The 24482-nt window shown below is 33.2% G+C and carries 24 protein-coding genes; 2 read left to right on the forward strand and 22 right to left on the reverse strand.

All coding sequences use genetic code 11. The features are described from left to right. Positions 1-18: 18 nt before the first annotated feature. The 4 genes from C7958_RS00650 to C7958_RS00665 are packed head-to-tail and all read right to left on the reverse strand — an operon-like array spanning position 19 to position 3855. Positions 19-1044 (reverse strand): aldose 1-epimerase family protein, encoded by a 1026-nt coding sequence (locus C7958_RS00650; protein ID WP_166668472.1) that lies wholly within the window; start codon positions 1042-1044, stop codon positions 19-21. A 38-nt stretch (positions 1045-1082) separates the two neighbouring features. After that, complete coding sequence (locus C7958_RS00655) at positions 1083-1631, reverse strand: D-lyxose/D-mannose family sugar isomerase (protein WP_111570733.1); 549 nt, start codon at positions 1629-1631, stop codon at positions 1083-1085. Positions 1632-1651: 20 nt separating this feature from the next. After that, on the reverse strand, positions 1652-2488 hold the full coding sequence (locus tag C7958_RS00660) for a MurR/RpiR family transcriptional regulator (protein ID WP_111570734.1): 837 nt from the start codon (positions 2486-2488) through the stop codon (positions 1652-1654). A gap of 53 nt (positions 2489-2541) precedes the next feature. Beyond that, a complete protein-coding gene (locus tag C7958_RS00665; RefSeq protein WP_111570735.1) occupies positions 2542-3855 on the reverse strand; it encodes an ADP-dependent glucokinase/phosphofructokinase in 1314 nt (437 codons plus the stop codon). A gap of 87 nt (positions 3856-3942) precedes the next feature. Between C7958_RS00665 and C7958_RS00670 the strand changes: the two genes are divergently transcribed. Beyond that, positions 3943-4731 (forward strand): DeoR/GlpR family DNA-binding transcription regulator, encoded by a 789-nt coding sequence (locus C7958_RS00670; protein WP_111570736.1) that lies wholly within the window; start codon positions 3943-3945, stop codon positions 4729-4731. A gap of 55 nt (positions 4732-4786) precedes the next feature. Here the strand turns inward: C7958_RS00670 and C7958_RS00675 are convergent, their stop codons facing one another. The 15 genes from C7958_RS00675 to C7958_RS00745 all read right to left on the reverse strand — a co-directional run bounded on the left by C7958_RS00675 (position 4787) and on the right by C7958_RS00745 (position 20616). Further along, the gene (locus C7958_RS00675; RefSeq protein WP_111570737.1) at positions 4787-5647 is read right to left on the reverse strand and encodes a ketose-bisphosphate aldolase; all 861 of its coding nucleotides are present in this window, start codon (positions 5645-5647) and stop codon (positions 4787-4789) included. Positions 5648-5714: 67 nt separating this feature from the next. Next, positions 5715-6551 (reverse strand): carbohydrate ABC transporter permease, encoded by an 837-nt coding sequence (locus tag C7958_RS00680; protein ID WP_111570738.1) that lies wholly within the window; start codon positions 6549-6551, stop codon positions 5715-5717. Between the two features lie 2 nt (positions 6552-6553). After that, positions 6554-7372, reverse strand: coding sequence for a carbohydrate ABC transporter permease (locus C7958_RS00685; RefSeq protein ID WP_347877274.1), 819 nt, complete (start codon positions 7370-7372; stop codon positions 6554-6556). A 188-nt stretch (positions 7373-7560) separates the two neighbouring features. Then, complete coding sequence (locus C7958_RS00690; protein ID WP_208320731.1) at positions 7561-8814, reverse strand: ABC transporter substrate-binding protein; 1254 nt, start codon at positions 8812-8814, stop codon at positions 7561-7563. A gap of 374 nt (positions 8815-9188) precedes the next feature. Next, positions 9189-9959: an IclR family transcriptional regulator gene (locus tag C7958_RS00695; protein ID WP_111570741.1), complete on the reverse strand. Its 771-nt coding sequence runs from the start codon at positions 9957-9959 to the stop codon at positions 9189-9191. 38 nt (positions 9960-9997) lie between these two features. Next, entirely contained in the window at positions 9998-10951 is a 954-nt protein-coding gene (locus tag C7958_RS00700) for a sugar kinase (RefSeq protein WP_111570742.1), read from the reverse strand. Between the two features lie 52 nt (positions 10952-11003). Continuing rightward, positions 11004-11906: a 4-hydroxy-tetrahydrodipicolinate synthase gene (dapA, locus tag C7958_RS00705; RefSeq protein ID WP_111570743.1), complete on the reverse strand. Its 903-nt coding sequence runs from the start codon at positions 11904-11906 to the stop codon at positions 11004-11006. 60 nt (positions 11907-11966) lie between these two features. Then, complete coding sequence (gene dgoD / locus C7958_RS00710; RefSeq protein WP_111570744.1) at positions 11967-13118, reverse strand: galactonate dehydratase; 1152 nt, start codon at positions 13116-13118, stop codon at positions 11967-11969. Positions 13119-13144: 26 nt separating this feature from the next. Beyond that, positions 13145-13978, reverse strand: coding sequence for a carbohydrate ABC transporter permease (locus C7958_RS00715; RefSeq protein ID WP_111570745.1), 834 nt, complete (start codon positions 13976-13978; stop codon positions 13145-13147). Between the two features lie 4 nt (positions 13979-13982). Continuing rightward, positions 13983-14873 carry a carbohydrate ABC transporter permease gene (locus C7958_RS00720; protein ID WP_208320732.1) on the reverse strand — a complete coding sequence of 297 codons (891 nt, stop codon included), beginning with the start codon at positions 14871-14873 and terminating at the stop codon, positions 13983-13985. 65 nt (positions 14874-14938) lie between these two features. Then, positions 14939-16225 (reverse strand): ABC transporter substrate-binding protein, encoded by a 1287-nt coding sequence (locus tag C7958_RS00725; RefSeq protein ID WP_111570747.1) that lies wholly within the window; start codon positions 16223-16225, stop codon positions 14939-14941. A gap of 358 nt (positions 16226-16583) precedes the next feature. Further along, the gene (gene pdxA / locus C7958_RS00730; RefSeq protein WP_111570748.1) at positions 16584-17585 is read right to left on the reverse strand and encodes a 4-hydroxythreonine-4-phosphate dehydrogenase PdxA; all 1002 of its coding nucleotides are present in this window, start codon (positions 17583-17585) and stop codon (positions 16584-16586) included. Positions 17586-17601: 16 nt separating this feature from the next. Further along, entirely contained in the window at positions 17602-18903 is a 1302-nt protein-coding gene (locus C7958_RS00735; protein WP_166668473.1) for a four-carbon acid sugar kinase family protein, read from the reverse strand. Positions 18904-18923: 20 nt separating this feature from the next. Then, positions 18924-19229, reverse strand: coding sequence for a hypothetical protein (locus C7958_RS00740; protein WP_111570750.1), 306 nt, complete (start codon positions 19227-19229; stop codon positions 18924-18926). A 61-nt stretch (positions 19230-19290) separates the two neighbouring features. Further along, a complete protein-coding gene (locus C7958_RS00745) occupies positions 19291-20616 on the reverse strand; it encodes a GntP family permease (RefSeq protein WP_111570751.1) in 1326 nt (441 codons plus the stop codon). 521 nt (positions 20617-21137) lie between these two features. Between C7958_RS00745 and C7958_RS00750 the strand changes: the two genes are divergently transcribed. Then, complete coding sequence (locus tag C7958_RS00750) at positions 21138-21485, forward strand: helix-turn-helix domain-containing protein (RefSeq protein ID WP_166668474.1); 348 nt, start codon at positions 21138-21140, stop codon at positions 21483-21485. Between the two features lie 293 nt (positions 21486-21778). Here the strand turns inward: C7958_RS00750 and C7958_RS00755 are convergent, their stop codons facing one another. From C7958_RS00755 to C7958_RS00765, 3 genes are all read right to left on the reverse strand, one after another. Next, on the reverse strand, positions 21779-22078 hold the full coding sequence (locus C7958_RS00755; RefSeq protein ID WP_111570753.1) for a hypothetical protein: 300 nt from the start codon (positions 22076-22078) through the stop codon (positions 21779-21781). A gap of 13 nt (positions 22079-22091) precedes the next feature. Then, positions 22092-23003, reverse strand: coding sequence for an SDR family oxidoreductase (locus C7958_RS00760; protein ID WP_111570754.1), 912 nt, complete (start codon positions 23001-23003; stop codon positions 22092-22094). Between the two features lie 89 nt (positions 23004-23092). Beyond that, positions 23093-24460 carry a sugar transferase gene (locus tag C7958_RS00765; RefSeq protein WP_166668475.1) on the reverse strand — a complete coding sequence of 456 codons (1368 nt, stop codon included), beginning with the start codon at positions 24458-24460 and terminating at the stop codon, positions 23093-23095. Between the last annotated feature and the right edge of the window lie 22 nt (positions 24461-24482).

Genomic DNA, 24482 nt, shown 5'->3' on the forward strand with positions numbered 1-24482 from the left:
ACTATTCTTAATATTTTATTATAACTCTTCAATGCTCATTTCTAAAAAATATTCTTTATGTTCTCCAGGTTCAATATATTCAAGTTCTTTCTCTTCTCGCGCTTTACTTCTACCTTCGGCTTTAGAATTAGAAGGTTCTAAACCTGTCACATAATTCCCCTGATTAGTATATTTCCACTGCACAAAATTAGGTAGATTATCTTTTCTATACTTTAGTTTAAATGCCAGACCCAGTTTTGTATTCTTTAAACTAACTTCACAAAATCCATCTTTATTTTCTCGAATATCATGATAAAAAACAACATCTGGATAATTAGGAGTTGGTCCTAAATAATTTTCGTAATTACTTAAATATCTAGCAGAAATATCATCTCTCGCTTGTACATTTAAAGAATCGGAATGTAACTTTGTCCCCTTGTCAACTAAAGGATGACCAAGATTAATGTGGTAAAGAAACATTAAAGGTTCTTTTGTAAAACCTACATTTGTTATTGTATCATGAATACTTATTTTATTTTTACCAAGCTCTGCAGAAATAGTTCTTTCTAATAATAAATTAGTTGATAAAGTTTTGGTCTCCCTAACCCTACCTTTAAGATTAAAAAATACTGATTCTTCATCTTTTTCTTCAAAAGTTGATACAGATTCAGCAGGTATATTACTTATTCGTCCATGCAGCCCTAATTCTTGACCTTGATCTATGTCAGGAGCCCCAAGATAAGTCAGACCACAACCCGTTAAAAGCCCACCAGAAAAATTTCTAAACCACTGATCACCTTCAGCTTCAAATAAAAAGGGGGAAGCTTCTCCTACAGCAGATCTGAAAGAAATTGGAATCCCTTTAAATTCACAGAGTCCAATATCCAAACCCCTATCCACTAAAACTTCAAATCTCAAACCACTTCCTGTTCTAAATTCTACTACTTCAACGTTTTTTGCTTTTCCCTGACTGAAACTATATTTTCTCATCCCAGCTAACTGTTCTAAACTTCCAAAATATTTACGTATGTCTTCTGTAGAATAATCTCTATTAAATAGATTCATCATAATTCCTTTCTTTAAGAATAAATATAATTTTTAAATCAATCCTCATAATCAGGAATTCTTTTTATTCTGGGATCAGTAAATATATCTGATTCGTCTTCACTGTTAGAAGAAAATTCCGAAACCACAGCCCCATCTTCTCCTGCCTTAAACCAGTGCAGAGTATTAGGAGCTATCGTATATTGTTCTCCTGGATTTAAAATAATTTCTTTTGATACAGTAAAATATTGCTCTTCTCCCTCAGGTGGATTAGTGCTTAAATTATCCGAGCTTTCACCATCAACATATAAATAAACCTTTCCATATCGACACCTAAATGTTTCCCGCTTTCCCGGTTCACTGTCTCCTCTTGCTGGGTGTTTATGTTCAGGACAGCATTGATCTGGAAACAAAACCATCTCTTTAGCACAATATCGATCATTATTAACATAAGTAACCAGCTGCAGGCCAGTTCTTTCTAGATCATTAAGTCCAAAATCAGCAATTTCAATATTTTTCTTTTCCTGTTCGGTTAATACAATATGAGCTTTGTCAAAATAATCAATGGTCTTCTTTCTAAGTTCAGTCAATTTTTCAGAATTCAGCATATTGTTTATCCTCCCTGACTTTATAATTTTGACTCTGATAATATAATTTCGGGTTTATCAGCATCAGTCTCCAAAATCTTATCTTTATTAGTAACTAAATTTAAAAGAGCATCAACCACAGACATTTCGCACAAATGAGAATAGGTTTTATAATAATCAAAAGGTTGATCTTCATCACTGGATAAAAGCAAACAGTCGGCCAGTCTGGAAACAGGTGAATATTTATGTCCTGTTACCGCGACTGTCTTAAGTCCTTTCTTTTTAGCCAGTTCCATAGCTTGAACTATATGTTTTGAAGTTCCTGATTGAGAAATTACAAAAAGCAAATCATCTTTTTGGGCTAAATTAATATGATTTAAAAAATATTCGGGCAAACTGTTATAAGTACAGCGAATACCCAGTCTTTCTAACCTGAAACCCATATACATAACCAGAGGGCTGGTATTACCAACTGCAGCCAGATGAACCAGATTAGCAGAAGTTATGAGTTCAACAGCTTTTCTCATTTTATCTTCAGAAATAATCTCTCCAATTTCTTTAATTTTTGAGGAGAATTGATTAAAAATACTATTGACCGAATCTGATTCTGATGAATTATCATCTATTTGTTTTCTTCCAAGATCTCTTGATAAATTAATTCTTAACTGATAATAACCTTCATATCCCAGGTGTTTACAAAATCTAATTACTGTCGCATCACTTACATCACTAAAATTAGCCAGTTCAGAAACATTTGCATTAACTGCTTTTTCTGGATTATCTAAAATAAAACTTGCAATTTTCTGTTCTGCAGGAAAAACATCTTCAAATTTATCTTCAATTGTAGCTAAAACTGATTTATCATTGTTATTTTCCATAATTCACCACCTATTTATATTATATCAGCTTTAATTTATAGTTTAAATAAAAACTAAAAACATAACTGAACACCTGCAACAAAAGTATCTCCCAGACCAATAGTATATTTAGGCTTATCTATATATTTTGTTGGAACAATAATTACTTCATTTGAATCCAGATTATTATCAATTTTTTCTCTGGCACTTACGCCTCTGGGACTAAGTTCAAGCTCAAACAGCTCAGAAATTTCTTCTATATTCCCATAATGTCCATACTTGGCTTTAGCAGTTGCCAGTAAATTTCCATAAATAAGTCCTGCTTCTATATTTATTTTGAGATCCTGTCCTACATACATTGAGTAGTCTTTAGTATGCACGATAACTCCCTTTTTTATACCAAATTTTTCTCTTAAATATTCTGCCCCTTTAACACAGCTGCTGATATCGTCAATTTCCACCGGGAAATCATATACATTTAATGTATACTCCAGTTCTTCTTCATTTAGACTTAAGATATCAAGTTCTGGATAAATATTTTGCATACACAATTTTTTTATCTCCAATTTATGATAGTGGGCATCTTCAAAAAATATTATTCCAGAATTATTTTTGGCTCTAAATTTTTTTAAATGGTTTTTTATATAATTTAATCTATCTAATAACAAATCTTTATCCTCAATTACATTAAAACTTGATAAGACATTACTACTTATTTTTTCAGCATTATCTTCAATATACTTAAAATAAGCAGTTGATAAGGGCAAATTTTTATTAATTGTAGTTTGGGTGATTATCAGCCGATTTGAATCAGGAATTTTAATTTCTTGATCGCTTAATTTAATAATGTCATCTTTTTTAAATTGAATGATAAAATGAATTTCGTGTTCTGTCAGCGATTTAATCTGATCTGTGTTAGCTAACTCCCCATTCTCTAAAACAGTATATAAATTGGGATCTGCTAAAAGATCACACATTTCTCTAGATTTTTCTGTTAAATGAACAATTGAGGGACATTTTATAGTTGCCAGAGCCATAGCTGCCTGAACAGCAGTCCCTCCGATTCCATATTCCCAATCAAAATATTTTGTTAAAAGTTTTTCGTCTTCTATATCTACTTCCCCACCTATACCTTTAACACAAAAGTAAGCAACTGTTTGTATTAACTTTTCAACAGAATCTATTTTGTCAGCAATTTTTAAGTCTTGTGTAGACAGTTCTGGTAATTCATCATTTATAAGCTGATTAAATTTTTCAACATTAAAATTACTTATTAAATCAAGATTGCTGGTATATCCCATCGCAGGATATTGGTGAGATTTCCTTTTTTTCTCTACTGTTTTTTCTATTTTATCAAATGCTGAAATATACTTTTTATTAATCTCCATTTTTTCACCTCTTAAATTTATTTTACACAGGGTAATTTTTAATGATAAACTACTTATATAAACTAATTAAATGGGAGTGTGTGCTTTATGTCTAAAATTGTTGATAGAAGAAATAAGATCTTAGAACTGCTAGCAGAAAATGGCAGTGTTAAATCTAATGAATTAGTAGATATCCTTGATACTTCACGAGAAACAGTCAGAAGAGACCTGACAGCCCTGGAAGAAAAAAATCTCCTGACTAAAACTTATGGAGGAGCAGTAGCAGCTCAAAAAAACACCTGGGAATTTGTACCCTTACAGGAAAGAGAAAAAAGAAATCTTGCTGAAAAAAAAGCTATTTGTAAGCATGCTGCAAAATCTGTTTCAGAGTTTGATACAATATTTTTAGATAATAGCACCACCGTAATGCATATCACAAACTATATACCGAAAAATTATAATATTACTTTTATTGTTCACTCAGTTAGATTATTAAATCAACTTACAAATATTAATAATCCAAAATGGAATGTAATAAACCTGGGTGGAACTTTAAATTATGAAACTTTTTCTACCTACCGCTATTTAACAATTAATAACTTAAAACATTTTAAACCAAATAAAGCTTTTATGTCCTGTCACGGTATTGATTCTGATCTTTATGCCACAGAAACAAGAGTGGATGATGTTGAAATCAAGGAATATATAGTAAATAACTGTGAAGAAACATATTTACTAGTTGATAATTCTAAATTACCCAGACAGGGTGTAGTTAAAGTTTCTGACATTGCTGATTATGATATCATAATCACTGATAATAAGTCTGATGGAATGTTTATTAGCCGCTTAAATTCTCACGGATGTAAAGTAAATATAGTACCCATAGAAAATGAGTAGATATAGACATCCTTTTTATCAAAGGATGTCTATATCTATTATAATTAATTTAAATTTAATATAGTCTTGCTTTATCATCTGTATTAAATAATTCAATTTTATGAAAAGCAATTTCTTTCATTGCTTTAATACATGGGGGTTGAATTGTATTTGGTTCTCTTAGAGAGCCATCTTTTAGAACTTCTCGCATTTTTTTATAATAAGCCGCCTTAATATCACTTGAAATATTTATTTTGTTAATTCCCAATTCTACAGACCGGCAAATTTCTTGATCAGGATTACTGGAACCTCCATGTAATACAAGTGGTATGTCTACTTTAGATTTTATTTCTTTTAATAATTCAAGCTGTAATTCTGGCTCCATCCCTTCAGGATAAATACCATGAGATGTACCAATAGCAACTGCCAGTGTGTCAATTCCAGTTTCTTTAACAAAACGTTTTGCAACATCTGGATCTGTATAAATAATCTCATTCTCGCCAGCCTCAGCTTCTGCATCAGTTGAACCAATTGTTCCCAATTCTCCCTCTACAGATATATCAACTGAATGGGCTACTTTAACAATTTCCTGACAGATAGCGATATTTTCTTCTAATGGTAAACTGGAACCATCAATCATAACTGAAGTAAAACCACTTTTTATAGCAAGCATAATTTGAGCAAGAGAGGAACCATGGTCCAGATGTATACAGACAGGCACCTTGGTTTTGTTAGCTTTTTCGGTTATTGCTTTTACTATTTCTGGCTTAGTATGGCTCAACTCATCCGGATGGATAGCAATAATTACTGGAGCCTGTTTTTCTTCAACTGCCTCAAAAATACCATTAAGCATTGCATAGTCACTGATATTGAATGCTGGTACTGCAAAATTATGTTCATTTGCCACCTTAAGTAAATCTTTCATATTCATTAACATTAATATTACCTCCTAAATTAATAACTTCATTTTTATTTATTTGATTCAATAATCTCTATTTAAATTACTAGTGTTTGACAGAACCTGCTGTCATACCAGCAATAAAATACTTCTGGAAGAAAAGAAATAAAATAAGTACAGGAAAAGATCCCATGACACTCATTGCAAGCATCTGGTTCCATTCATAAGCATGCTGCCCCATCAATAAACTGATACCAACTGGAACTGTCCGCATATCATTAGTCTTTGTTAGAGTCAGAGCAAATAAATATTCGTTCCAGGCCCTCATAAAAGTATACATACCTACTGAAACCAATCCTGGAACAGAAGTTGGCACCAGCACATACCAGAGCGCTTTTATACGTGATCCGCCGTCAATCATTACTGCCTCATCGAGTTCCTGCGGCAGTGTATTCATATAAGCTGTCATCATCAGTATTGCATATGGAAGTGTAAATAATAAATAGGTTAAAATTAAAGCTCCATATGTATTATATAGACGCAAAGTTACTACTAATCCTAAATATGGTATTAGCAGAGTAATTGGTGGTACAGCCTGTACACTGATAATCATTGTATTCAGGATACCTTTGCCAGGAAATTCAAATCTACTAAAAGCATAAGCAGCTAAAATGCTGATAACCAGAGTTAAAGCAACAACAAAAAAACTAATTAAATAACTATTGAAAAAAAATCTTAGTTTTTCTGGACTCTGTAAAATTGCAAGATAAGGTCTAATACTAAAAGCTTTAGATATCCAGGTAGGTGGCCAGGCAAATATTTCTGGATTTGGCTTAAATGAATTTAAAAACATCCATAATATTGGAAAAGCAGGAAATAATGCACCTAATAAAAGAGCAATAATAATTAACATTTTTATATACCATTTTTTCTTTCCGTACATGATTATGTCCTCGCTTTCTGTTGTCTAGCATAAAATATTGCCAGGATGGTACAGATAAATAATACTATACCTGCACTTGCTGAAGCCTGAGAATATTGATACCTGCTAAATGCCTGTTTATAAATATACGTACTAAATGTTTCTGTAGCATTAATTGGCCCACCACCTGTTGTCAGCCAGATTAATGCAAACTGCTGAATAGTCCAGACAAAATCAAGTGTTAATAAACTTATTAAAATGGGTTTTAATTGAGGCAAAGTAATATAGAAAAATTGCTTTACTGGTGTAGCACCATCAATTGCTGCTGCCTCATATAAATCCCCAGAAATACCCTGCAAGCCAGCTAAAATACTAATCATATAAAATGGATATCCTGCCCAAATATTAATAAGTGTAACAGCCATTAAAGCAAAACTTCTGGAACTTAACCAGGCAATATTTGTAGAAGCTAAATTTCCAACCTGCAATAAATAATTAATAATTCCATGAGGGTTGAGCATCATCTTCCACAAGATTGCTATAACTGAAGCTGTAAACATCCACGGCAAAGCATAAATAACTCTAAAAATTCCCTTTGTTTTTTCACCAAGATAGTCTGTGTTAAGCAGCATAGCAAAAAACAGACCAATAACTAGATGGGCTATAACACTAACTGAAACAAAAAATAATGTATTCTTTGCTGCAACAATAAAATCAGGATCTGTTAAAACATTTATATAGTTTTGAAATCCAACAAATACAGGATTTTTATTGATAATAACATTATCGAAAAAAGAATATCGGAGAATCATAAAAATTGGTATTATAAGCAGTACAGCCATTAAAATCAAAGTAGGAGAAAGATAAAGATAGGGAGTTTTTTCTATTTTATGACCATTTTTATTAAAAGAATTAAATATTTTCTTCAATCCTAACTCTCCTTTCATAGCTTACTAAATTATTGAGCTATATGAGTTTGAATTCTCATATAGCCCAATTATTAACTTTTAATTATCCCATCACATTCTAATTATTCAAATGCTTTTTCCCATTCATCCTCAATAACAGCTAACATTTCATCTGCAGAATCATAATCTCCTTCAAGATATAACTGAAGGTTTTCAGCAAAATCTCTCATCAACTGTTCAGATGTTGGAAGCCCGGTAAATTCATTAATAGCATAACTATCTTTGTAAATTTCAAAGGCATCTAAAAATAACGGATCAGCTCCTTTATATTCAGGTTCTGCATTAACGTTTCCTGGAAAAGCATTAGCAGCTACTGCAATTCTAGAATTAACCTCTGGACTCATTAAATATTCAATAAAGTCCATTGATTCAGCTTTATGTTCTGTATTAGAAGCAACACCGATACCCCAGTTTGCAACACCTATACCACTCTCTCCATTATAGCCATCCATTGTTGGTACTTTCATCATTGCCATATTCAGATCTGTTTCTCCTCTTCTTAATGTTGTTAAGTGTGCTAAAGAGTCAATCATAAAAGCTACTCGACCATTAGCAAATTCTTCAACCATATCGGATTCTGTCATAGCATAAACACCTGGAGAAACGAGGTTTTTATCAAATAATTCTTTCTGGAATTCTACAGTTTCAATTAATTTATCATTACCAACAAGATTTGGTCTTCCATTTTCTAACATACTTCCACCAGAAGCCCATAACCATCCCATAAAGTTATTTTGAATTCCACTTGGAGTAGAAGTTGATAAAGGGATGATCCAGCCATAGGCACCAGTTTTTTCTGTTACTGCTTCTGCAGCCGCAATAAATTCGGATCTAGTTTCAGGCAATTCTGTAATTCCTGCTTCTTCTAAAAGGTCCAGATTAACAAACATTGGATAGGCAAAGTTTGCGACTGGAATCATATAAGTGTCTCCATTAACTCTAATTTGGTCTGAAAGTTGACTGTCATCATACCCATCTGCTTCCATAAGTTCGCTTAAGTCTGCAATTGAGCCCTGTACCGCAAAGTCATAAACCCAGGAACCATCAAGACCAACTACATCTGCCATTGTTCCTGTTGCCGCACCTGCAGATATCTGATCTCTAGTATCTGCATAAGGATTACTTAATAGCTCAATTTCAATACCTGTCTCTTCAGTATATCCATCAGCTATATCTCTAAGTTCTCCTTCAGGTAATTCTACTCCCCACCACTGCTGAAATTCTAAAGATACATTTTGAGCAAAGCCTGTTCCCGACATACTAAACAAAACAGCCAGAACAACTAAAACAACCATCCCTTTTCTAATACTTAACATAACTTCAACCTCCAAATGATTATAATTGTATTTAGCAGACAAAATCATACTTAAGTTAATATTTCCCCTTTTTTTAATAATCAGAATATTGCCTGCCATACATGTATTATATAATATTATTTTTTATTGTCAAGTATTTTTTGTATTATTATGAAAAAAACATATTATTATAAGTTTTTTTATGTAATAATGTGTATTTATGTTGATATATAAAATTATCTTTTTTATTTAATCAGTAATCTTTCTAAATAAGGGCTGATAAATTATGTAAAAAATTACATTTTTAAACTATAATATAAAAAACTCCCACCAGAATTATAGAACCCCGGTGAGAGTAGTATTAGTTACTTAAACAAATTTTAAGTTTAACTCAGTTAAATAAAAAGACTTCTAGAAATTTTTTGAGAAAATTCAATAGCTAATTCTGCATACTCCTTAACTTTCTCTAAAGTTATTCTCTGCACAGGTCCAGAAATACTAATAGCTGCTATAACATTTTTCTTATGATCGAAAATTGGGGTAGCCACACAGCGAATATTATCTTCATGTTCCATATTATCTACTGCATAACCCTGTTTTTGTATTTTCTTTAAATGATCTCTCAGCTCAGACTTTTCGGTTATAGTATTTGGAGTAAATCTTTTAAGCTCATTATTTTTTATAAAGTCTTCAATATATTTATCACTAGAAAAGGCTAATAATGCTTTACCTACCCCTGTACAGTAAAGTGGGTTTCCTTTTCCTATACTCGAATGCATCCGGATAGTATGAGAACTTTCAACTTTATCTATATAAACAATTTCATAATCTTCTATTATCCCTAAATGAACTGTTTCTTTAGTTATATTCCCCAATTCCATCAGGTACGGTTTGGCCTCATTTCTTAAGTCAATATCATTGAGAGCTTTATTGCCCAGTTCAATAATCTTCTTTCCTGTTTTATAATTTTTATACTTATCTTTTTTTACATAATTTTTATACTGAAGAGTATTTAACAAACGATATACTGTACTTTTATGTAAGTTAAGAGCTTCAGAAATTTGAGTTACATTTAAACCTTCTTTGCTTTGAGAAACTAAGTTTAATATATCTATAGCTCTTAATAAAGATTGTACCAGATTATCTGTTTGTTTTTTCTTTACCATAATTATTACAACTCCCCAAACATTATTTTACTAACCATTTATCTTTGAAATTCTTCTCGCCTACCTTGACTAATTTCTATTTGTTCCCAGGTAGGCAGTCCCTCAATATCACCTTTTACAGTAACACAAAAGGCACCAACAAGATTAGCTAATTTAACAGCTTCCTTAATTGTCATGTTTTTTATTAATCCACTTATTAATCCAGCAGCAAAAGCATCACCAGCACCAACTGGATCAATAACATTTTCAACTTTATATGCAGGAATATGCACTATTTCATCTCCCTGATAATATAATGCACCTTCCTTTCCTAACTTTAAAACAACAAGCCCTTTCATGATTTTGTAAAATTCCTTTATAATTTCCTCTGGAGGAGAAATATTAAGTAAACTTTTTCCCTCTTCAATACCTGGTAAAATTATATCGGATTTTTCAATGATTTCTAATGTCTCTTTTTTCATCTTTGCTTTATCTGACCAGAGCTTATATCTAAGATTGGGGTCAAAAGAAACTTTTATTGTATTCTCTTTTGCAATTGATATCATTTTTAAAAGAGCTTTTCTACTGTTTTCACTTAAAGCTAGTGTAATCCCACTTAAATGAATAAATTTAGCCTGTTTAACATACTCCTCATTGATATCTTCTGGAGAAAGTTTACTGGCAGCCGAATTTTTACGATAGTAGTAAACATTGGCAGTTTGTGAATTAATAATATCCTTAATCATTAACCCAGTATTACTTTTTTTATCTCTTTTTACCTGGCTTACATCTACTCCCTCACCTCTAATAAAAAATTCTAAATAATCCCCCATGGGATCTTTTCCCAGTTTACTTATCCAGCCTGATTTTAAGCCTAATCTTTGAACTCCAATAGCAAAATTAGATTCTGCACCGGCGATATGTTTAGTAAACTGACTTGCATACTTAAATGAATGCATACTGTCAGAAGTTATTGCAACCATAGTTTCTCCCATTGTAATTACATCAAGCATATGAGCAACTCCTAACTTAACCGATCTAAATAAATAATATGTTTGTTTAAAATTAAATAAAATCAGATATCTCCGCTCTTGCAATTGTTTTTTCAATCTCATTCTTTTCACTTCTGGTACAATCACTCATTGGAAATTTACATGAAGCTAAAATATCATTATTATTAATTGCTACAGCTTCTTTAATAGCTTTAATAAACGGATTAGTAACATCGTAAATTTCCATCAAAATACTTATTTTTTTATTATATATTTCTAGTTTATCCCATTCTTGATTTTTATAGGCAGCTAAAGTGCTGACAAATAATTTTGGTACTATATTTGATAAACCACCAATAATACCATTACCTCCAACTAATAAGTTTGGTATTAAATGTTCATCAAAGCCAGAAAATATATCAAATTCTGGCTCCAATGCTTTAATTTTATTAATTAATTTTCTGGTATGATCTAGTGTTGTAACAGAATCTTTTAAACCAACAAATTTTTTATTGCTTTTTATTAATTTAGCAATAGTATCAATTTCCAAATTAACCCCAGTTCTTGCTGGAAAATTATAAATATAGATAGGTAAATCAATATTTTCAGCAACCGAAGTATAATAATTATATATGCTTTTTTGATCTAAATCAAAAAAATAAGGCATCAATAAAACAATAGCATCAGCTTTTTGGGAAGCAGAAAATTGACTGAGATCTATTACTTCTTCTATTATATTTCCACCAGTTCCAACTAAAATAGGCACTCTATTGTCAACTAGATCAATTATATAAGATAAATACTTCTTTTTTTCCTTTAAACTGATGCTAAAAAATTCACCAATACTGCCAAAGATTAAAATACCGTCTACTTTTGAATCAATTAGATAGTTAACAAGATATTTATTGGCTTCATAATCAATTTTATTATTTTCATTAAAAAGAGTTACCATGGGTGTTATTACTCCGTTTAACATAAGCTCTCCCTTCTTTTATTCCTGGATTTAATTTCATCAATATTATTAGATATATATATTTTACCAGTCAGCAACTGATCCATCATCATGATACCATCTCTGAATTGAAGCTGCATTTTTAAGCTTATGTTTTTCTAATAATTCTTCTTTAATTTCTATTCCCAACCCCGGTTTTTTAGGTAATTCTATATAGCCATCAACAACCTTAAATGGTTCTTTCAAAAAACCTTCACCAAGAGACACATGTTCCTGAATTAAGAAATTGGGAATACAGGCATCTAACTGCAGTCCCGCAGCCAGTGCAACTGGTCCCAGAGGACAATGAGGAGCTATAGAGGTATAATTAGCTTCAGCCATAGCAGCTATTTTTTTACATTCTAAAATACCGCCTGCATGAGATAAATCTGGCTGTAATACATCTGCTGCCTGACTATTTATAACTTCTCTAAAACCCCACTTAGTGTAAAGTCTTTCTCCAGTAGCAATTGTTTCACTGGTAAGATTATTAATTCGAATCATGGAGTCCACATTTTCTGGTAATACAGGTTCTTCTATAAACATTGGATCATATTCTTTTATCTTTTCAATTATTTTTAAAGCCATAGCCGGTCCTACTCTTCCATGAAAATCAATAGCTATGTTTACACCGTCACCAACAGTTTCTCTAACCTTTTTAAATCTATGAGCAACACTTTTTAGATAAACTGGATTATCTACTCCAAGCACCGGTCCCTGCAAAGGCATTTTTATGGAATCAAAACCCTCTTCAAGTCTGGATTTAGCACTTGCTATATATTCTTCTGTATTATTACCATGAATATGGGCATAAATCTTAATTTTATTTCTACAGGCTCCTCCCAGAAGTTCATAAACAGGGACCTCAAGACTTTTACCCTTAATATCCCACATCGCCTGTTCTAGACCACTGATAGCACTTACAAGAACAGGTCCTCCTCGGTAAAAACTACCTCTATACATCGCCTGCCAGTGATGTTCAATCTGATGTGGATCTTTACCAATAAGATAGCCTTTGAGTTTGTTTACAGCTGCAATAACAGACTCAATATTTCCCTCTAAAGTGGCTTCACCAAAACCACTAATTCCTTGATCAGTGATAATTTTAACAAATAACCAGCCCGTATGAGGAAACTGCAGTAGCCAATCGGGTTTAAATGGTTTTACAGGAAAAACCTTAACATCTACAATTTTCATAATATATACCTCCATTAGATTTTGAATTATTGTTTTACTGCTCCACCAGTTAAGCCACCAATTAATTTTTTGGAAAGAAAAAAGAAAGCAATTAACATTGGAATACTGGCAACTAAGGATACAGCCATTAAGTCATTCCAGGCTGTTCTGTACTGTCCAACCAAACTACCAATTCCTACTGGTACTGTTTTCATTGAATCATCTGTTGTTAAGACAAGTGCAAATAAATATTCATTCCAGGACATTATAAAAGCATAAATTCCAGTTGCCGCCAGCCCCGGAAGACTTAAAGGTAAAACAATCTGCCAGTAGGTTCTAAACTTACTACAACCATCAATGCTCGCCGCATCATCTAATTCTTTTGGTATACTCTCAAAATAACCATACATCATCCAGGAACATAAAGGAGTTGTAAAAGCCATATAAACTATAATTAAACCTAAATGTGTATTTATTAGCCCCAGAATATTTAAAACTCTATAAAATGGAATCAATAACATTACTGAGGGAAACATTTGAGTTACCAGTAAGAAAACTAAAAAGCTGCTTTTACCTTTAAAATTAAATCTAGAAGCTCCATAACCAGCTAAAGATGAGAAAAACAGAGAAACAATAGTTGTAGTACTAACAATTAAAATACTGTTATAAAAAAATCTTACAAATGGATAATCAGTCCAGATTCTTGCAAAAGCTCTAAATGTAATTTCTTGAGGAATCCACCTCGGTGGAGTCACAAACATTTCCTGCATAGTCTTTAAAGAAGTAGATAACATCCAGGCAACAGGAAATAAGACCATAAAGGAAGCAAATATTAAGATTATGAGACTAAGTATATTATTAATTTTCATTTTTTTTAACATAGTATTACATTTCCTCCTCTGTGATCATTGACTTATAAATCATTGCAATACCTAAACAAATAAAAAATACAATAACTGCACTGGCAGAAGCTTTTCCAAAATTGAAACTCTGAAAAGCTGTCTGATAAATATCTATACTAACTACATTAGTTGCGTTTACTGGTCCCCCTCTAGTCATTAACCAGACAATAGGGAAATTTTTAAACCACCAGACAGTATCTAGAATTAATGAAACTAATAGAACTGATCTTAGATTTGGCAGGGTAATATAAAAGAAAGTTTGAAAAGAATTAGCTCCATCAATTTTTGCCACCTCATATAATTCTTCAGGTATCGATTGAAGACCAGCTAAAATCATAACTAAAATAAGAGGATAACCTTTCCAAACAGCAGTAAAAACAACAACAAAAAAGGCTCCTCTCATGCTGCTTAACCAGGTTATTTTATCTTCTATTATATTTAAATTCATTAATAAGTAATTAAATACACCATACATAGAATTAAAAATCCATCTCCATAGTAAAGCAACAACAACTTCGGGGAAAAACCAGGGTATCATTAAAATACTTCTAAAAAGCTCTTTGAAAGGAAGATTTTTTTTATTTAAAATCACTGCCAACAATAATCCCAGAACTAAATGAGATAGAACAACTACTGAGGTGAATTTTATAGATACAAATATTGAATTTACAAATTCACTATTTCCAGAAAATATATTTATGTAGTTTTCTAGCTCAACAAAATTCCATCTGTTTATTAAATTAGTTTGAAAAAAACTAATATAAAATCCATAAAGCAGAGGATAAATTATTAAAATTCCCAGTACCGCTGCAACTGGCAAAATGAAAATATAACCATATTTATGTTCTGTTTTAAGAGAAAATAGAGACTTCACTTTTATGATCCTCCTTTTATAATATTAGAGAGGGAATTTCCCTCTCTAATATTAATTTAACTTAACTAATTTTCTTCTATTAATGATATTATTCTCTCTTCTGCTCTCTCCGCTGCTTCTTCAACTGTTGCCTGACCGACTATTATAGACTGATAGGCACTTGGTAAAATATCAGTCATAATTGTGCTGTAATAACTAACTGTAGGAAGTGGTTCTGCATAATCCATTGCTTCAACAAATCCAGCTAAATCAGGACGGTCCTGCACTTCAGGAGATTGCAGCAGTCCTGTTCTGGTTGGCATTCTTCCAGTCATTTCATTCCAGAGTAATGCACTTTCATCATTAACCAGGAATTTTAAGAACTTTGCTGCTTCTTCTTTCTTATCTGAATCAGGATTAATTGCATGACCATAAGTATTCAATACAGAAATGTGCTTACCACCATCTTGAGCCATTGGAAGTGGAAAAGCGCCTATTTTTCCATCAAGTTCAGGATTTCTTTCTATAATTCCACCAATAGAATGAGGTCCTGTAACCATCATAGCAGTTTTGTTAGTTACCATCAGGTTAAGTGCTTCACCATAACTAACCTCCATTGGTCCTGGAGGTACAACTTCATGTTCTGTATTTAGTTCGGTGAAAAACTCAAATGCATTTCTTCCTTGAGGAGTATTTACATCAGTAACATATTCTCCTTCATCATTTAGACGCAGCTCATAACCACCAAAAGTTCTAAAGATTTGAATAAATCTTGAACCTCCAGATCCATCTCTAGAAGCCAACATCGCAAATCCCCAGCGGTCAACACTACCATCACCATTTGTATCTTCTGTTAATTCATTTGCAATATCCAAAAATTCTTCCCAGGTTTCGGGAGGAGTCAGACCTTTTTCTTCAAACCAATCAATTCGATATAAAACACCCATGGGAATTACAAAAAACGGATGGGCTAACACTTTGCCATCTACTGTCAGTTCAGAAAGAGAATTTTGATTAAAGCCATCAAGATATTCCTGACTAAATACGTCTCTTAAGTCAGTAGCAATACCCATATCTTCAAAGGTTCCGATAAAATCTAAAGTCGCCAGATAAACGTCAGGTAGAGCACCGGAGGTTGCTAGAGTTGGAATTTGAGCATAAGCATCATTCATTGGTACTCCCTGATAATCTATAGTAATATCAGGATTTTCTTCTTCAAAGTTTTCAATAATTTGAAGAAGAGCTTCTCTTTCAGGAGACTCAACAATTACAGAATCCATTACTTCTAAAGTTACCGCCTGTACAGACATAATTGAGAAAAGAACAAATACCAGTGTAAACAACACAATCTTAACATTACTTCTCAATTTCATTTTTTTACCCCCATTTTATAGTTGATAAGTCTAAACCTCCAGATTTATTAATTCACCCCCTATTTAAAATAATTTGAAAACAAATAAAACTAAATAGAACAAATCATATTTCGTATTATGAAAACAGTTTTTATAATGATGTGTATGTATTACATTGTTTCTCTGTCATTTTAATTATTCCTGCATAATTATTAAAAAATTAATTTTTTTCTGAAAATTACTCATTATATTCTCTTCAAAGTGAAAATTAAGATATATAAAAATTAACTCTATCTCAAAAAAAAACTCCCACCAGAATCCTAAAAACCCGGTGAGAGCTTCACTCATCTTTACTTCTTATCTCATTTAAGCAGTTCCCCTAGCCATTAGTAAAAGAAGTCGCATATTCAACTGCCAGGCGAATGGCCTCTTCCATACTCAATGAATCCGCAATATTTTCTCCTGCGATATCAAAAGCTGTACCGTGATCAACAGAAGTTCTTAAAAACGGCATATTATTTGTTAAAGAAATGGTACGTTCAAAATCCACCATCTTGGTGGCAATATGTCCCTGATCATGAAACAGGGATAAAATTGCATCATAATTACCTTTTAAGCCTTTATGAAAGACTGAATCGGCAGGTACAGGTCCTACAACATCATATCCTTCCTCTCTGGCTCTATTGATTGCCGGAGTAATTTCTTGATCCTCTTCAGTTCCAAACAATCCATGTTCTCCTCCATGCGGATTTAAGGCTGCAATTGCTAACCTGCCATCTTCAACTCCCAGTCTGGCTAAAGCTTTGATACACCTTTTTATATAAGCATAAACTCTGGCTTCAGTTACCATCTCACATGCTTTCTTTAAAGAAACATGTCTTGATAAAAAGAAAACTCTCAAGTCAAAAACCTGGAACATAGTCATCGGATCCTCAGTTTCGGTTAAATCAGCAAACATTTCGGTATGGCCAATATAATCAACCCCAGCAGCTTTTAAAGATTTTTTGTTGATGGGAGCGGTAGCTACTGCATCCAATTTACCAGCCAGAGCCAGCTGAATCGACTTTTTGATGTATTCATAGGCTGCCTGGCCTGCCACTGCCTGAACCTCTCCGTATTGAAGTTGGTCAAGCTCAACATTATTCAGGTCGATTAAATTAATTTCATTTTCTCGATACTGATCCTGATCGATATCTTCAATCAGGTTAATATTTAAATCCACACCGGTCAGCTTTTCTGCTTCCCTGATTACCTCTCTATCACCCAGAACATACAGCTTACCCATTTCCCTTATTTTCTCTTTTGCCAGAGATTTCACAACAATTTCGGGTCCAATTCCAGCTGGATCACCAATTGTAATCCCAATCTTCATTTTAGACATCTTTAAACAGCTCCTTTTAATTAATTTTTTTGAATAAATGATTTATACAGTTTGTTATTGCATCAGAATCACCGATCAAACCACCTTTAGTGACTACCGGGAGACCGTCATAAGCTCCACCCAGTATTTTGCCGTAAACCGCCAGCGGCAGCACTTCTTCCTGAACTTCAATTCCCACAGTTTTGATTGCCTTAGAGACAGCAATCGTAATATCTCCCCCGGTTATAAAGAGCCCTCCAATTTTATCTGCAGCTGCATCCAGGACCTGTTTAGATATTACTGCCAGTCCATCAGAAATTTTTTGAGCAATTTGATCTCTGCTGAGGTATAACTTTTTTGACAGTTCATTTAAATCGAAAACATCTTCTTCTGTTTTAGAAGATACCAGGCCAACTATTTGATAATTATCAATATTATCTAAGATTTTAGTACTTACTCTCTTAATTTCTGCTTCTTTTTCTGCTCCAATTAATTTTATGGAATCTACCAGAACTAAAAGGGAATTAGTGTTTTCTTCTAAATTTGCAACCTGAGTTCTGGTTAAATTAGTAGCACTCCCAATTGTTGCTAAAATGGAGCTGTCCTGATTACCATTGCTGCTTAAGGATTTAACTCCCAGAGCAAGAGTAAAGGGCCCGGGATCAACAGAAATAACCGGGGTTTTAAGTTTACTGACTACAGCGGCGATTTTATTAATATCCTGCTGGTTAACTGCATCAAAGACAATGATCTTTTTCCCTTCCTTTTGGAGGCTGTTTATTTCTTCAATAATTTCTTTCTCATCATTTTTTAAAGAGCTTAACTCAATACTGCCAATCTTATATTTACTCTGTCTGGCGATAATTTTACTGACACAGGAAGTTTCAACCGGAGTTTTAGGATCTTTAGCAACATCAGTTCTTTCCAGAGGAATGGAGTTTACCAGCAGATGACCCCCAATTGTGATTCTGTTTGAAGCCGGAAAAGCCGGGACAACGATCGCCAGATAATTATCTGCCAGAGAATCAAGAACTGCATCTATTTCCGAACCTACATTACCTCTGACTGTACTATCAATTCTTTTGGATAATAATTTAATGTCTTCATTTTTAAAAGAATTGGTGACAGTAGCAACCCGGTTATAGGCTTCTTCTTTTGCAATTGATCTGCTGTCAGTATTAATTGAAATCACATCATAATCTTTATAGGCTCCTTTTTCTTCTTTAAAATAAGTCAATAAATCCAGGAAAGTAGCTATTTTACAGTTTTTATTTTCAAATAAAACTCCTGTAGCATTGGCACCTGTTAAATCATCGGCTATTACTACAATATCGGCCATAGACATTTACCTCCCTCAGCTTATTTAAGTTCCATTAGTCCTATATTATTGTTTTTCGCATATTTAACTATCTGATCACTTATATTTTTAGCTGCCAGCCAGAATCCATGGTATCTTATATTTTCAGCATCCAGCTGTTCTTTTCTGGCCTTTAATTCTGGCAGTGAAATATTCTGCTGAATAAAATATAGATAATATCTATTGAAAAAGAGAAAGAATCTTTTATTGGCATAGATCAAATCTTCACCCTTTATCTTTTGAATGTGCCATCCCTGTTCCAATAGGTTATTTTCTATTTCATCTTTTTTATTAGCTTCCCAGCTCATAGCTTCACCTTCAAATTAATTTTAGAGGGGGCAGAAAAACTACCCCCATAGCTTATATTTATTAAATGAATATGTTCATTATAACCAGACCAACTAAACCTGATAACCAGGCAACTGTGGTTGTCATGGACCAGGCTCTAATTCCCTGTTTTACATCCAAGCCCAAGAATTTAGTCACAACCCAGAAAAAACTATCATTGAAATAGGAAAAAATCATGGCTCCAACTGTGGTAGCCTGGGCTGCAATCACGGGATTCAGATTTGAATTGGCAACGATCGGTGCTGTGATAGAGGCAGCAGTTATCATGGCCACAGTCCCTGATCCCTGAACTAGTCTAACTAAAGTAGCTATTACAAATGGAATTAATAACATGGGTATCGAAAATTCGGCAACCTGTTCTGCTACAAAATCACCGATACCGGAAGCTCTGAGTACAGATCCTAAAGCTCCACCAGCACCGGTAACAAAGATAATGACCGCTGCTGATGCTAGAGATTTTTCTAACTGGTCTGTTATTTCTGCTGTTTCAAGCTTAGAAACTAGTCCATAAATGGCGATTAATAAACCAATCATTACTGCAATTGCAGGATCTCCCAGGAAGGTCACTACAGAAGCCAGTGAGTTCTCTATTGCAAAGGCAGAAAATAAAGTGTTAAGTAAGATCAAAAATATGGGAACTGCAATTGGAGAAAAAGATAAGCCTGGAGCTGGTAATTCACTTTCATCAAATTTTTGGTCTGCCTGTTCAATTAAATCATCAACATCAATTTTGATCTTTTTAGCCAGAGTTTTAGCATAGAGGATTGTTCCAACTAAGATAAAACAGGCTAAAATTAAGCCCACTAATATCATCTGGCCAATATCAGCACCATAAATCCCGGCTACCGCTAAGGGTCCTGGAGTAGGCGGAACTGTATGGTGAGTTGCTACCAGTCCTGCAGCCAGAGAAATACCTAAAACTACTATTGATCTGCCGGTCTTTTTGGATAATGATTTTGCCAGCCCGATTAAGATCACAAAACCACTGTCACAAAAAACAGGTATCGAAACAGCAGCTCCGGTTAATCCTAAAGCCCATTCTTCTCTGCCTTTACCTACTGTTTTCAAAAAAGTAGCCGCCATTTGTTCTGCTCCACCAGAAATTTCTAATAATTTACCCATCATAACTCCTAAACCAATTACGATTCCGATGCTGCCTAAAGTACCACCAAAACCAGACGAAATAGCTTCTATTGTCTGGGCTGGTCCAAGCCCACCGATAAGACCAATCGCTGAGGCTGAGATAATTAAAGCCGGAAAAGCATGGATTTTAGTTTTTAAAATCAGATAGATTAATAGTCCTACCCCGATCAGCAGAGCAAGTATCATTTGTACACCACTTGTCATTGTTTTCCCCCTTCATTTGACATTCCTAAATACAGAATAAGTATTATTTTAACTAAAATTAATGCTTATTTTATTCTTTCAAGATAAAAAAATAGGGCCGGGAAAACTAAAGTTCCCGGCCCAAGGCCCCAGGTGAAGCTTATGATATTTTTTGAATTTTAATTCACAAGATATCCCTCCTGAAACCCCAGGGTCTAAATCAACTGTTAATAATATTCTGTCTTTTAAAGCTGAAAGTCAATTCCACAAATTTACATGATACTCCCATTGTGGTATAATTATTAAGTAATTATTTTAACAGATCAGTGCCCACTGAAGTCTGTTACCCTAATTTAATTAAGCTAATCCCTCCTTTTCTTTTTAGAAGAACCCAGGGATAGTTCTGTCTATTTTTATTCTAAAACGTTGTTTCTTTATACCACATTTCTATTTCATTATAGTGGTGCATCAGGACTTTGTCAAGTGTTTTTTATGATTTTTTATTAATTATGTTTATTAGACAAAAATGGAGGTATTTCTCTATGACTTTTGGTAAAAATTTAAAAAAAGCTCGAAAAAATAAAGGCTTCACGCAAAAAGAATTGGCGGAAATCGTTGAAGTTAAACGTTCAACTATTGCTGGTTATGAAAGTAAGAATCAGGAACCCTCATATAAAATATTAAAAAAGATATCTAATGCTCTAGATTGCAGTATTGACTCTTTACTTGCTAATGATTATGATAATTACATAGTTAGCGAAAATAAAATTTCTAAAGAAATTTTAAATAATCAAGAACTTAAATCTCTTTTTAATGAAATAAAAGAAATGGATTCAAATAATATTAATTTTTATAGAAGATTAATTAAATTTATTGAAGCAGAAAAATAATGGGAAAAACAAACTTGCCCTTCTGATGGCTAAAAAGGCTATCAGGAGATGGTACATTTTTCAATTAGCAGCTGGTGCTTTTTCGCTGATAAAAGCACCACTAAATTTACTACACATAAAAAAACTCTTTCTGAACTAATAATTGATCTGATAGGATCACTTTAGTTCAAAAAGAGGAAGTGTTTTTTGTAAGTATTTTATTTTGAAAAGGTGTTAAGTAAACTGTTAAAGTTATCTAAACCCCTAATATGATATAAACAATTTCAAAGAAATTAGTTATTTAAAGATAATAACTATAAATCTTGATAACATTCCTTACACAGCTGTCCGATTCCTTTTACATAGTAATCTCGAGTCTCAACTTCCTGACTGGATTTAACCTCAGTTTTTTTACCACAGAGAACACAGTTTTCATATTCATCAGAAGTTGATTTTTTCTTCTCTTTCGGTTTAATATCATAAATTTTTATTCCCAGATCAGATAATATTTTCTTTACTAAATCATAACTAATACCGTTATTTTTAGCATACTCTTTTAACTGATCTCTGGTTAAATATCCCTGCTGCTGAAATTTTTCTTTTAAATAACTCATGATTATCCATCCCTTATTTTGAATAATACCCTACTGTCTGCTCCAGCCCATCTTTAAAATCATAATCAGGAGTCCAGCCTAACAGTTCTTTTGCCTTTCCATTTGCCAGAGAAGAATGAAGTATATCTCCTTTACGGGCTTCCTGATAAATAGCTTTTAAATCATATGGTAAAATCTGATTTAAATAATCTACCAGATCATTGACACTATCTCTGCTCTGGGTACTGATATTAACCAGAATATTATCACCCTTATCTAAAGCAAGCAGATTGGCTTTTACTATATCATAGACATGAACAAAGTCTCTTGTCTGCTGACCATCACCAAAGATTACCGGTCTCTCTTCAGCCACCATCTTATCCACAAAAATAGAAACAACTCCACCTTCTCCTTTCGGATCCTGGCGTGGTCCATAGACATTGGCATAGCGAAAAATAGTATATTTAAGATCATAAAGATCACTGTACATTTTTATGTAATGTTCCGGAGTATGTTTGCTGATTCCATAGGGTGACATTGCTTTAATTGGATGTTCTTCATCTACAGGTAAATAATCTGGTTCACCATAGACAGCTGCAGAAGAGGCATAAATTATTTTCTTTACATTATATGCTCTACAGCACTCTAAAAGATTAATGGTGCCTAAAATATTATTTTGAGCATCTGAGAGAGGATCTTTAATTGAATGCTGAACATCTATCTGAGCTGCATGATGAATAACATGGCTAATTTCATTTTTTTTAAAAACTTTCTTTAATTCTTGATCTCTAAGATCTAAGTTATAAAACTCAGCCTGCTCATTTAAATTTTCTTTTTTTCCTGTACTTAAATTATCGACTACTATGACCTGATGTCCTGCTTCAATTAAGCCATCTACTATATTGGAGCCGATAAAACCTGCTCCCCCGGTGACTAATACTTCCATTTATATTCAACTCCCTTTATCTGAGTAGTAAAATACCCGCTGCTGCAGAATATTAGCACCGGGTAATTAATATCCAAACTCCTTATATTTTAATTTGCCTTATGTCCCATAAAAATTACTTTTAAAGTTTCCAATAAGATCTTTAAATCAAAGATAAATGACCGCTTATTGGCGTATAAGAGATCCATCCGCAGCTTATCTTCGGCATCTGTGTCATAATAACCATAAACCTGGGCTAAACCTGTAATCCCTGTTTTTATAAAATGACGATATTTATAATGTGGTATTTCTTTTTCAAATTGACCCACAAAGTGTGGCCTTTCTGGCCGGGGTCCGACTACACTCATATCACCTTTTAAAACATTAATTAGCTGTGGTATCTCATCGATTCTGGTCTTTCTTAAAAACTTACCAACTTTTGTTACTCTGCAGTCATTTTTTTGCGCCAGGACAGGGCCAGTATCTTCTTCTGCATTATTAACCATTGTCCTGAACTTATAGACTTCAAATTTTTCTCCCCGTCGGCTGACCCGCTCCTGAGTAAAAAAGAGAGGTCCTCTGCTTTCCAGTTTTACACAAATAGCAGCAGGCAGAGTTAATGGTAAACTCAAAATCAGACCAATTGAAGCAAGTGAAATATCTGTTAAACGCTTAAAGAAAAAGCCTATAGAATTGTGAGGTGGAACAATCTCAAAAACTGGCATTTCGCCAATCTGTTCCAATCTGGAACCAGAAAGCATAATCTCATAAAATTCAGGCACCAGAGAAACCTCCCACCCTTTCTCTAAAGCTGCATAAAAGGCATCTTTCTTTTCCACTTCATTTAAGTTGGAAGCTACAAATATTATATCTGCCTCCATCTCCATCAACTTTTCTTCTAAATTAGTAAAATCTGTGAATAACTCAAAATCTACATAATCTAAATCTTTAAGATAATCTGGGTCATCTATAATTACATCTTTGATATTATAACTTTTATGCATCGAATGAACTATGTTCTTTATTAATTTAGCCGTATTTTCTCCCCGACCAACAATGATAATCTCTTCTTTTTTAGAAATCAGGCGCTCTAAAGCAATTGTTAAATAACGCCAGCCAACCATGATTAGAAAAAGGGCAGGAAAAGATATTAAATAAACCGAGCGCGGGAAAGCTAAAGAATGAGTTAAATAAGTCACTGCACCTGTAAATAAAACGATGATAAAGGTTGCTGGAATAAAGGTATAAAACACCTCATCTAATCTTCTTTTTAATTGATTGCTGTAAAGATTGTACATCTGAAATAAAAGCACAGAAAATATTGAAACATATGGTATGATATTTAGATAATCATTATAGTTTTGAGTTGGTATTCCCCCTGGGAAACGCAGCTTAAAAGCCAGTAAAAAAGCTAAATTAACGAAAATAACATCCCCGATAATGCGGATGGTGTTCATAATTAATTCCTTGGTTTTCATAATATCCCCCTGTTTGTAAAGC

Source organism: Halanaerobium saccharolyticum (assembly GCF_003259895.1).
Classification (GTDB): domain Bacteria; phylum Bacillota; class Halanaerobiia; order Halanaerobiales; family Halanaerobiaceae; genus Halanaerobium; species Halanaerobium saccharolyticum_A.

Coding starts and splice junctions, on each gene's coding strand:
- C7958_RS00715 (WP_111570745.1), bottom strand. CDS start 13,978: ATGTTAAAAAAAATGAAAATTAATAATATACTTAGTCTCATAATCTTA.
- pdxA (WP_111570748.1), bottom strand. CDS start 17,585: ATGTCTAAAATGAAGATTGGGATTACAATTGGTGATCCAGCTGGAATT.
- C7958_RS00685 (WP_347877274.1), bottom strand. CDS start 7,372: ATGGCTGTACTGCTTATAATACCAATTTTTATGATTCTCCGATATTCT.
- C7958_RS00690 (WP_208320731.1), bottom strand. CDS start 8,814: ATGTTAAGTATTAGAAAAGGGATGGTTGTTTTAGTTGTTCTGGCTGTT.
- C7958_RS00680 (WP_111570738.1), bottom strand. CDS start 6,551: ATGTACGGAAAGAAAAAATGGTATATAAAAATGTTAATTATTATTGCT.
- C7958_RS00660 (WP_111570734.1), bottom strand. CDS start 2,488: ATGGAAAATAACAATGATAAATCAGTTTTAGCTACAATTGAAGATAAA.
- C7958_RS00670 (WP_111570736.1), top strand. CDS start 3,943: ATGTCTAAAATTGTTGATAGAAGAAATAAGATCTTAGAACTGCTAGCA.
- C7958_RS00695 (WP_111570741.1), bottom strand. CDS start 9,959: ATGGTAAAGAAAAAACAAACAGATAATCTGGTACAATCTTTATTAAGA.
- C7958_RS00765 (WP_166668475.1), bottom strand. CDS start 24,460: ATGAAAACCAAGGAATTAATTATGAACACCATCCGCATTATCGGGGAT.
- C7958_RS00750 (WP_166668474.1), top strand. CDS start 21,138: ATGACTTTTGGTAAAAATTTAAAAAAAGCTCGAAAAAATAAAGGCTTC.
- dapA (WP_111570743.1), bottom strand. CDS start 11,906: ATGTTAAACGGAGTAATAACACCCATGGTAACTCTTTTTAATGAAAAT.
- C7958_RS00665 (WP_111570735.1), bottom strand. CDS start 3,855: ATGGAGATTAATAAAAAGTATATTTCAGCATTTGATAAAATAGAAAAA.
- C7958_RS00650 (WP_166668472.1), bottom strand. CDS start 1,044: ATGAATCTATTTAATAGAGATTATTCTACAGAAGACATACGTAAATAT.
- C7958_RS00655 (WP_111570733.1), bottom strand. CDS start 1,631: ATGCTGAATTCTGAAAAATTGACTGAACTTAGAAAGAAGACCATTGAT.
- C7958_RS00700 (WP_111570742.1), bottom strand. CDS start 10,951: ATGCTTGATGTAATTACAATGGGAGAAACTATGGTTGCAATAACTTCT.
- C7958_RS00755 (WP_111570753.1), bottom strand. CDS start 22,078: ATGAGTTATTTAAAAGAAAAATTTCAGCAGCAGGGATATTTAACCAGA.
- C7958_RS00760 (WP_111570754.1), bottom strand. CDS start 23,003: ATGGAAGTATTAGTCACCGGGGGAGCAGGTTTTATCGGCTCCAATATA.
- C7958_RS00725 (WP_111570747.1), bottom strand. CDS start 16,225: ATGAAATTGAGAAGTAATGTTAAGATTGTGTTGTTTACACTGGTATTT.
- C7958_RS00740 (WP_111570750.1), bottom strand. CDS start 19,229: ATGAGCTGGGAAGCTAATAAAAAAGATGAAATAGAAAATAACCTATTG.
- dgoD (WP_111570744.1), bottom strand. CDS start 13,118: ATGAAAATTGTAGATGTTAAGGTTTTTCCTGTAAAACCATTTAAACCC.
- C7958_RS00735 (WP_166668473.1), bottom strand. CDS start 18,903: ATGGCCGATATTGTAGTAATAGCCGATGATTTAACAGGTGCCAATGCT.
- C7958_RS00675 (WP_111570737.1), bottom strand. CDS start 5,647: ATGTTAATGAATATGAAAGATTTACTTAAGGTGGCAAATGAACATAAT.
- C7958_RS00745 (WP_111570751.1), bottom strand. CDS start 20,616: ATGACAAGTGGTGTACAAATGATACTTGCTCTGCTGATCGGGGTAGGA.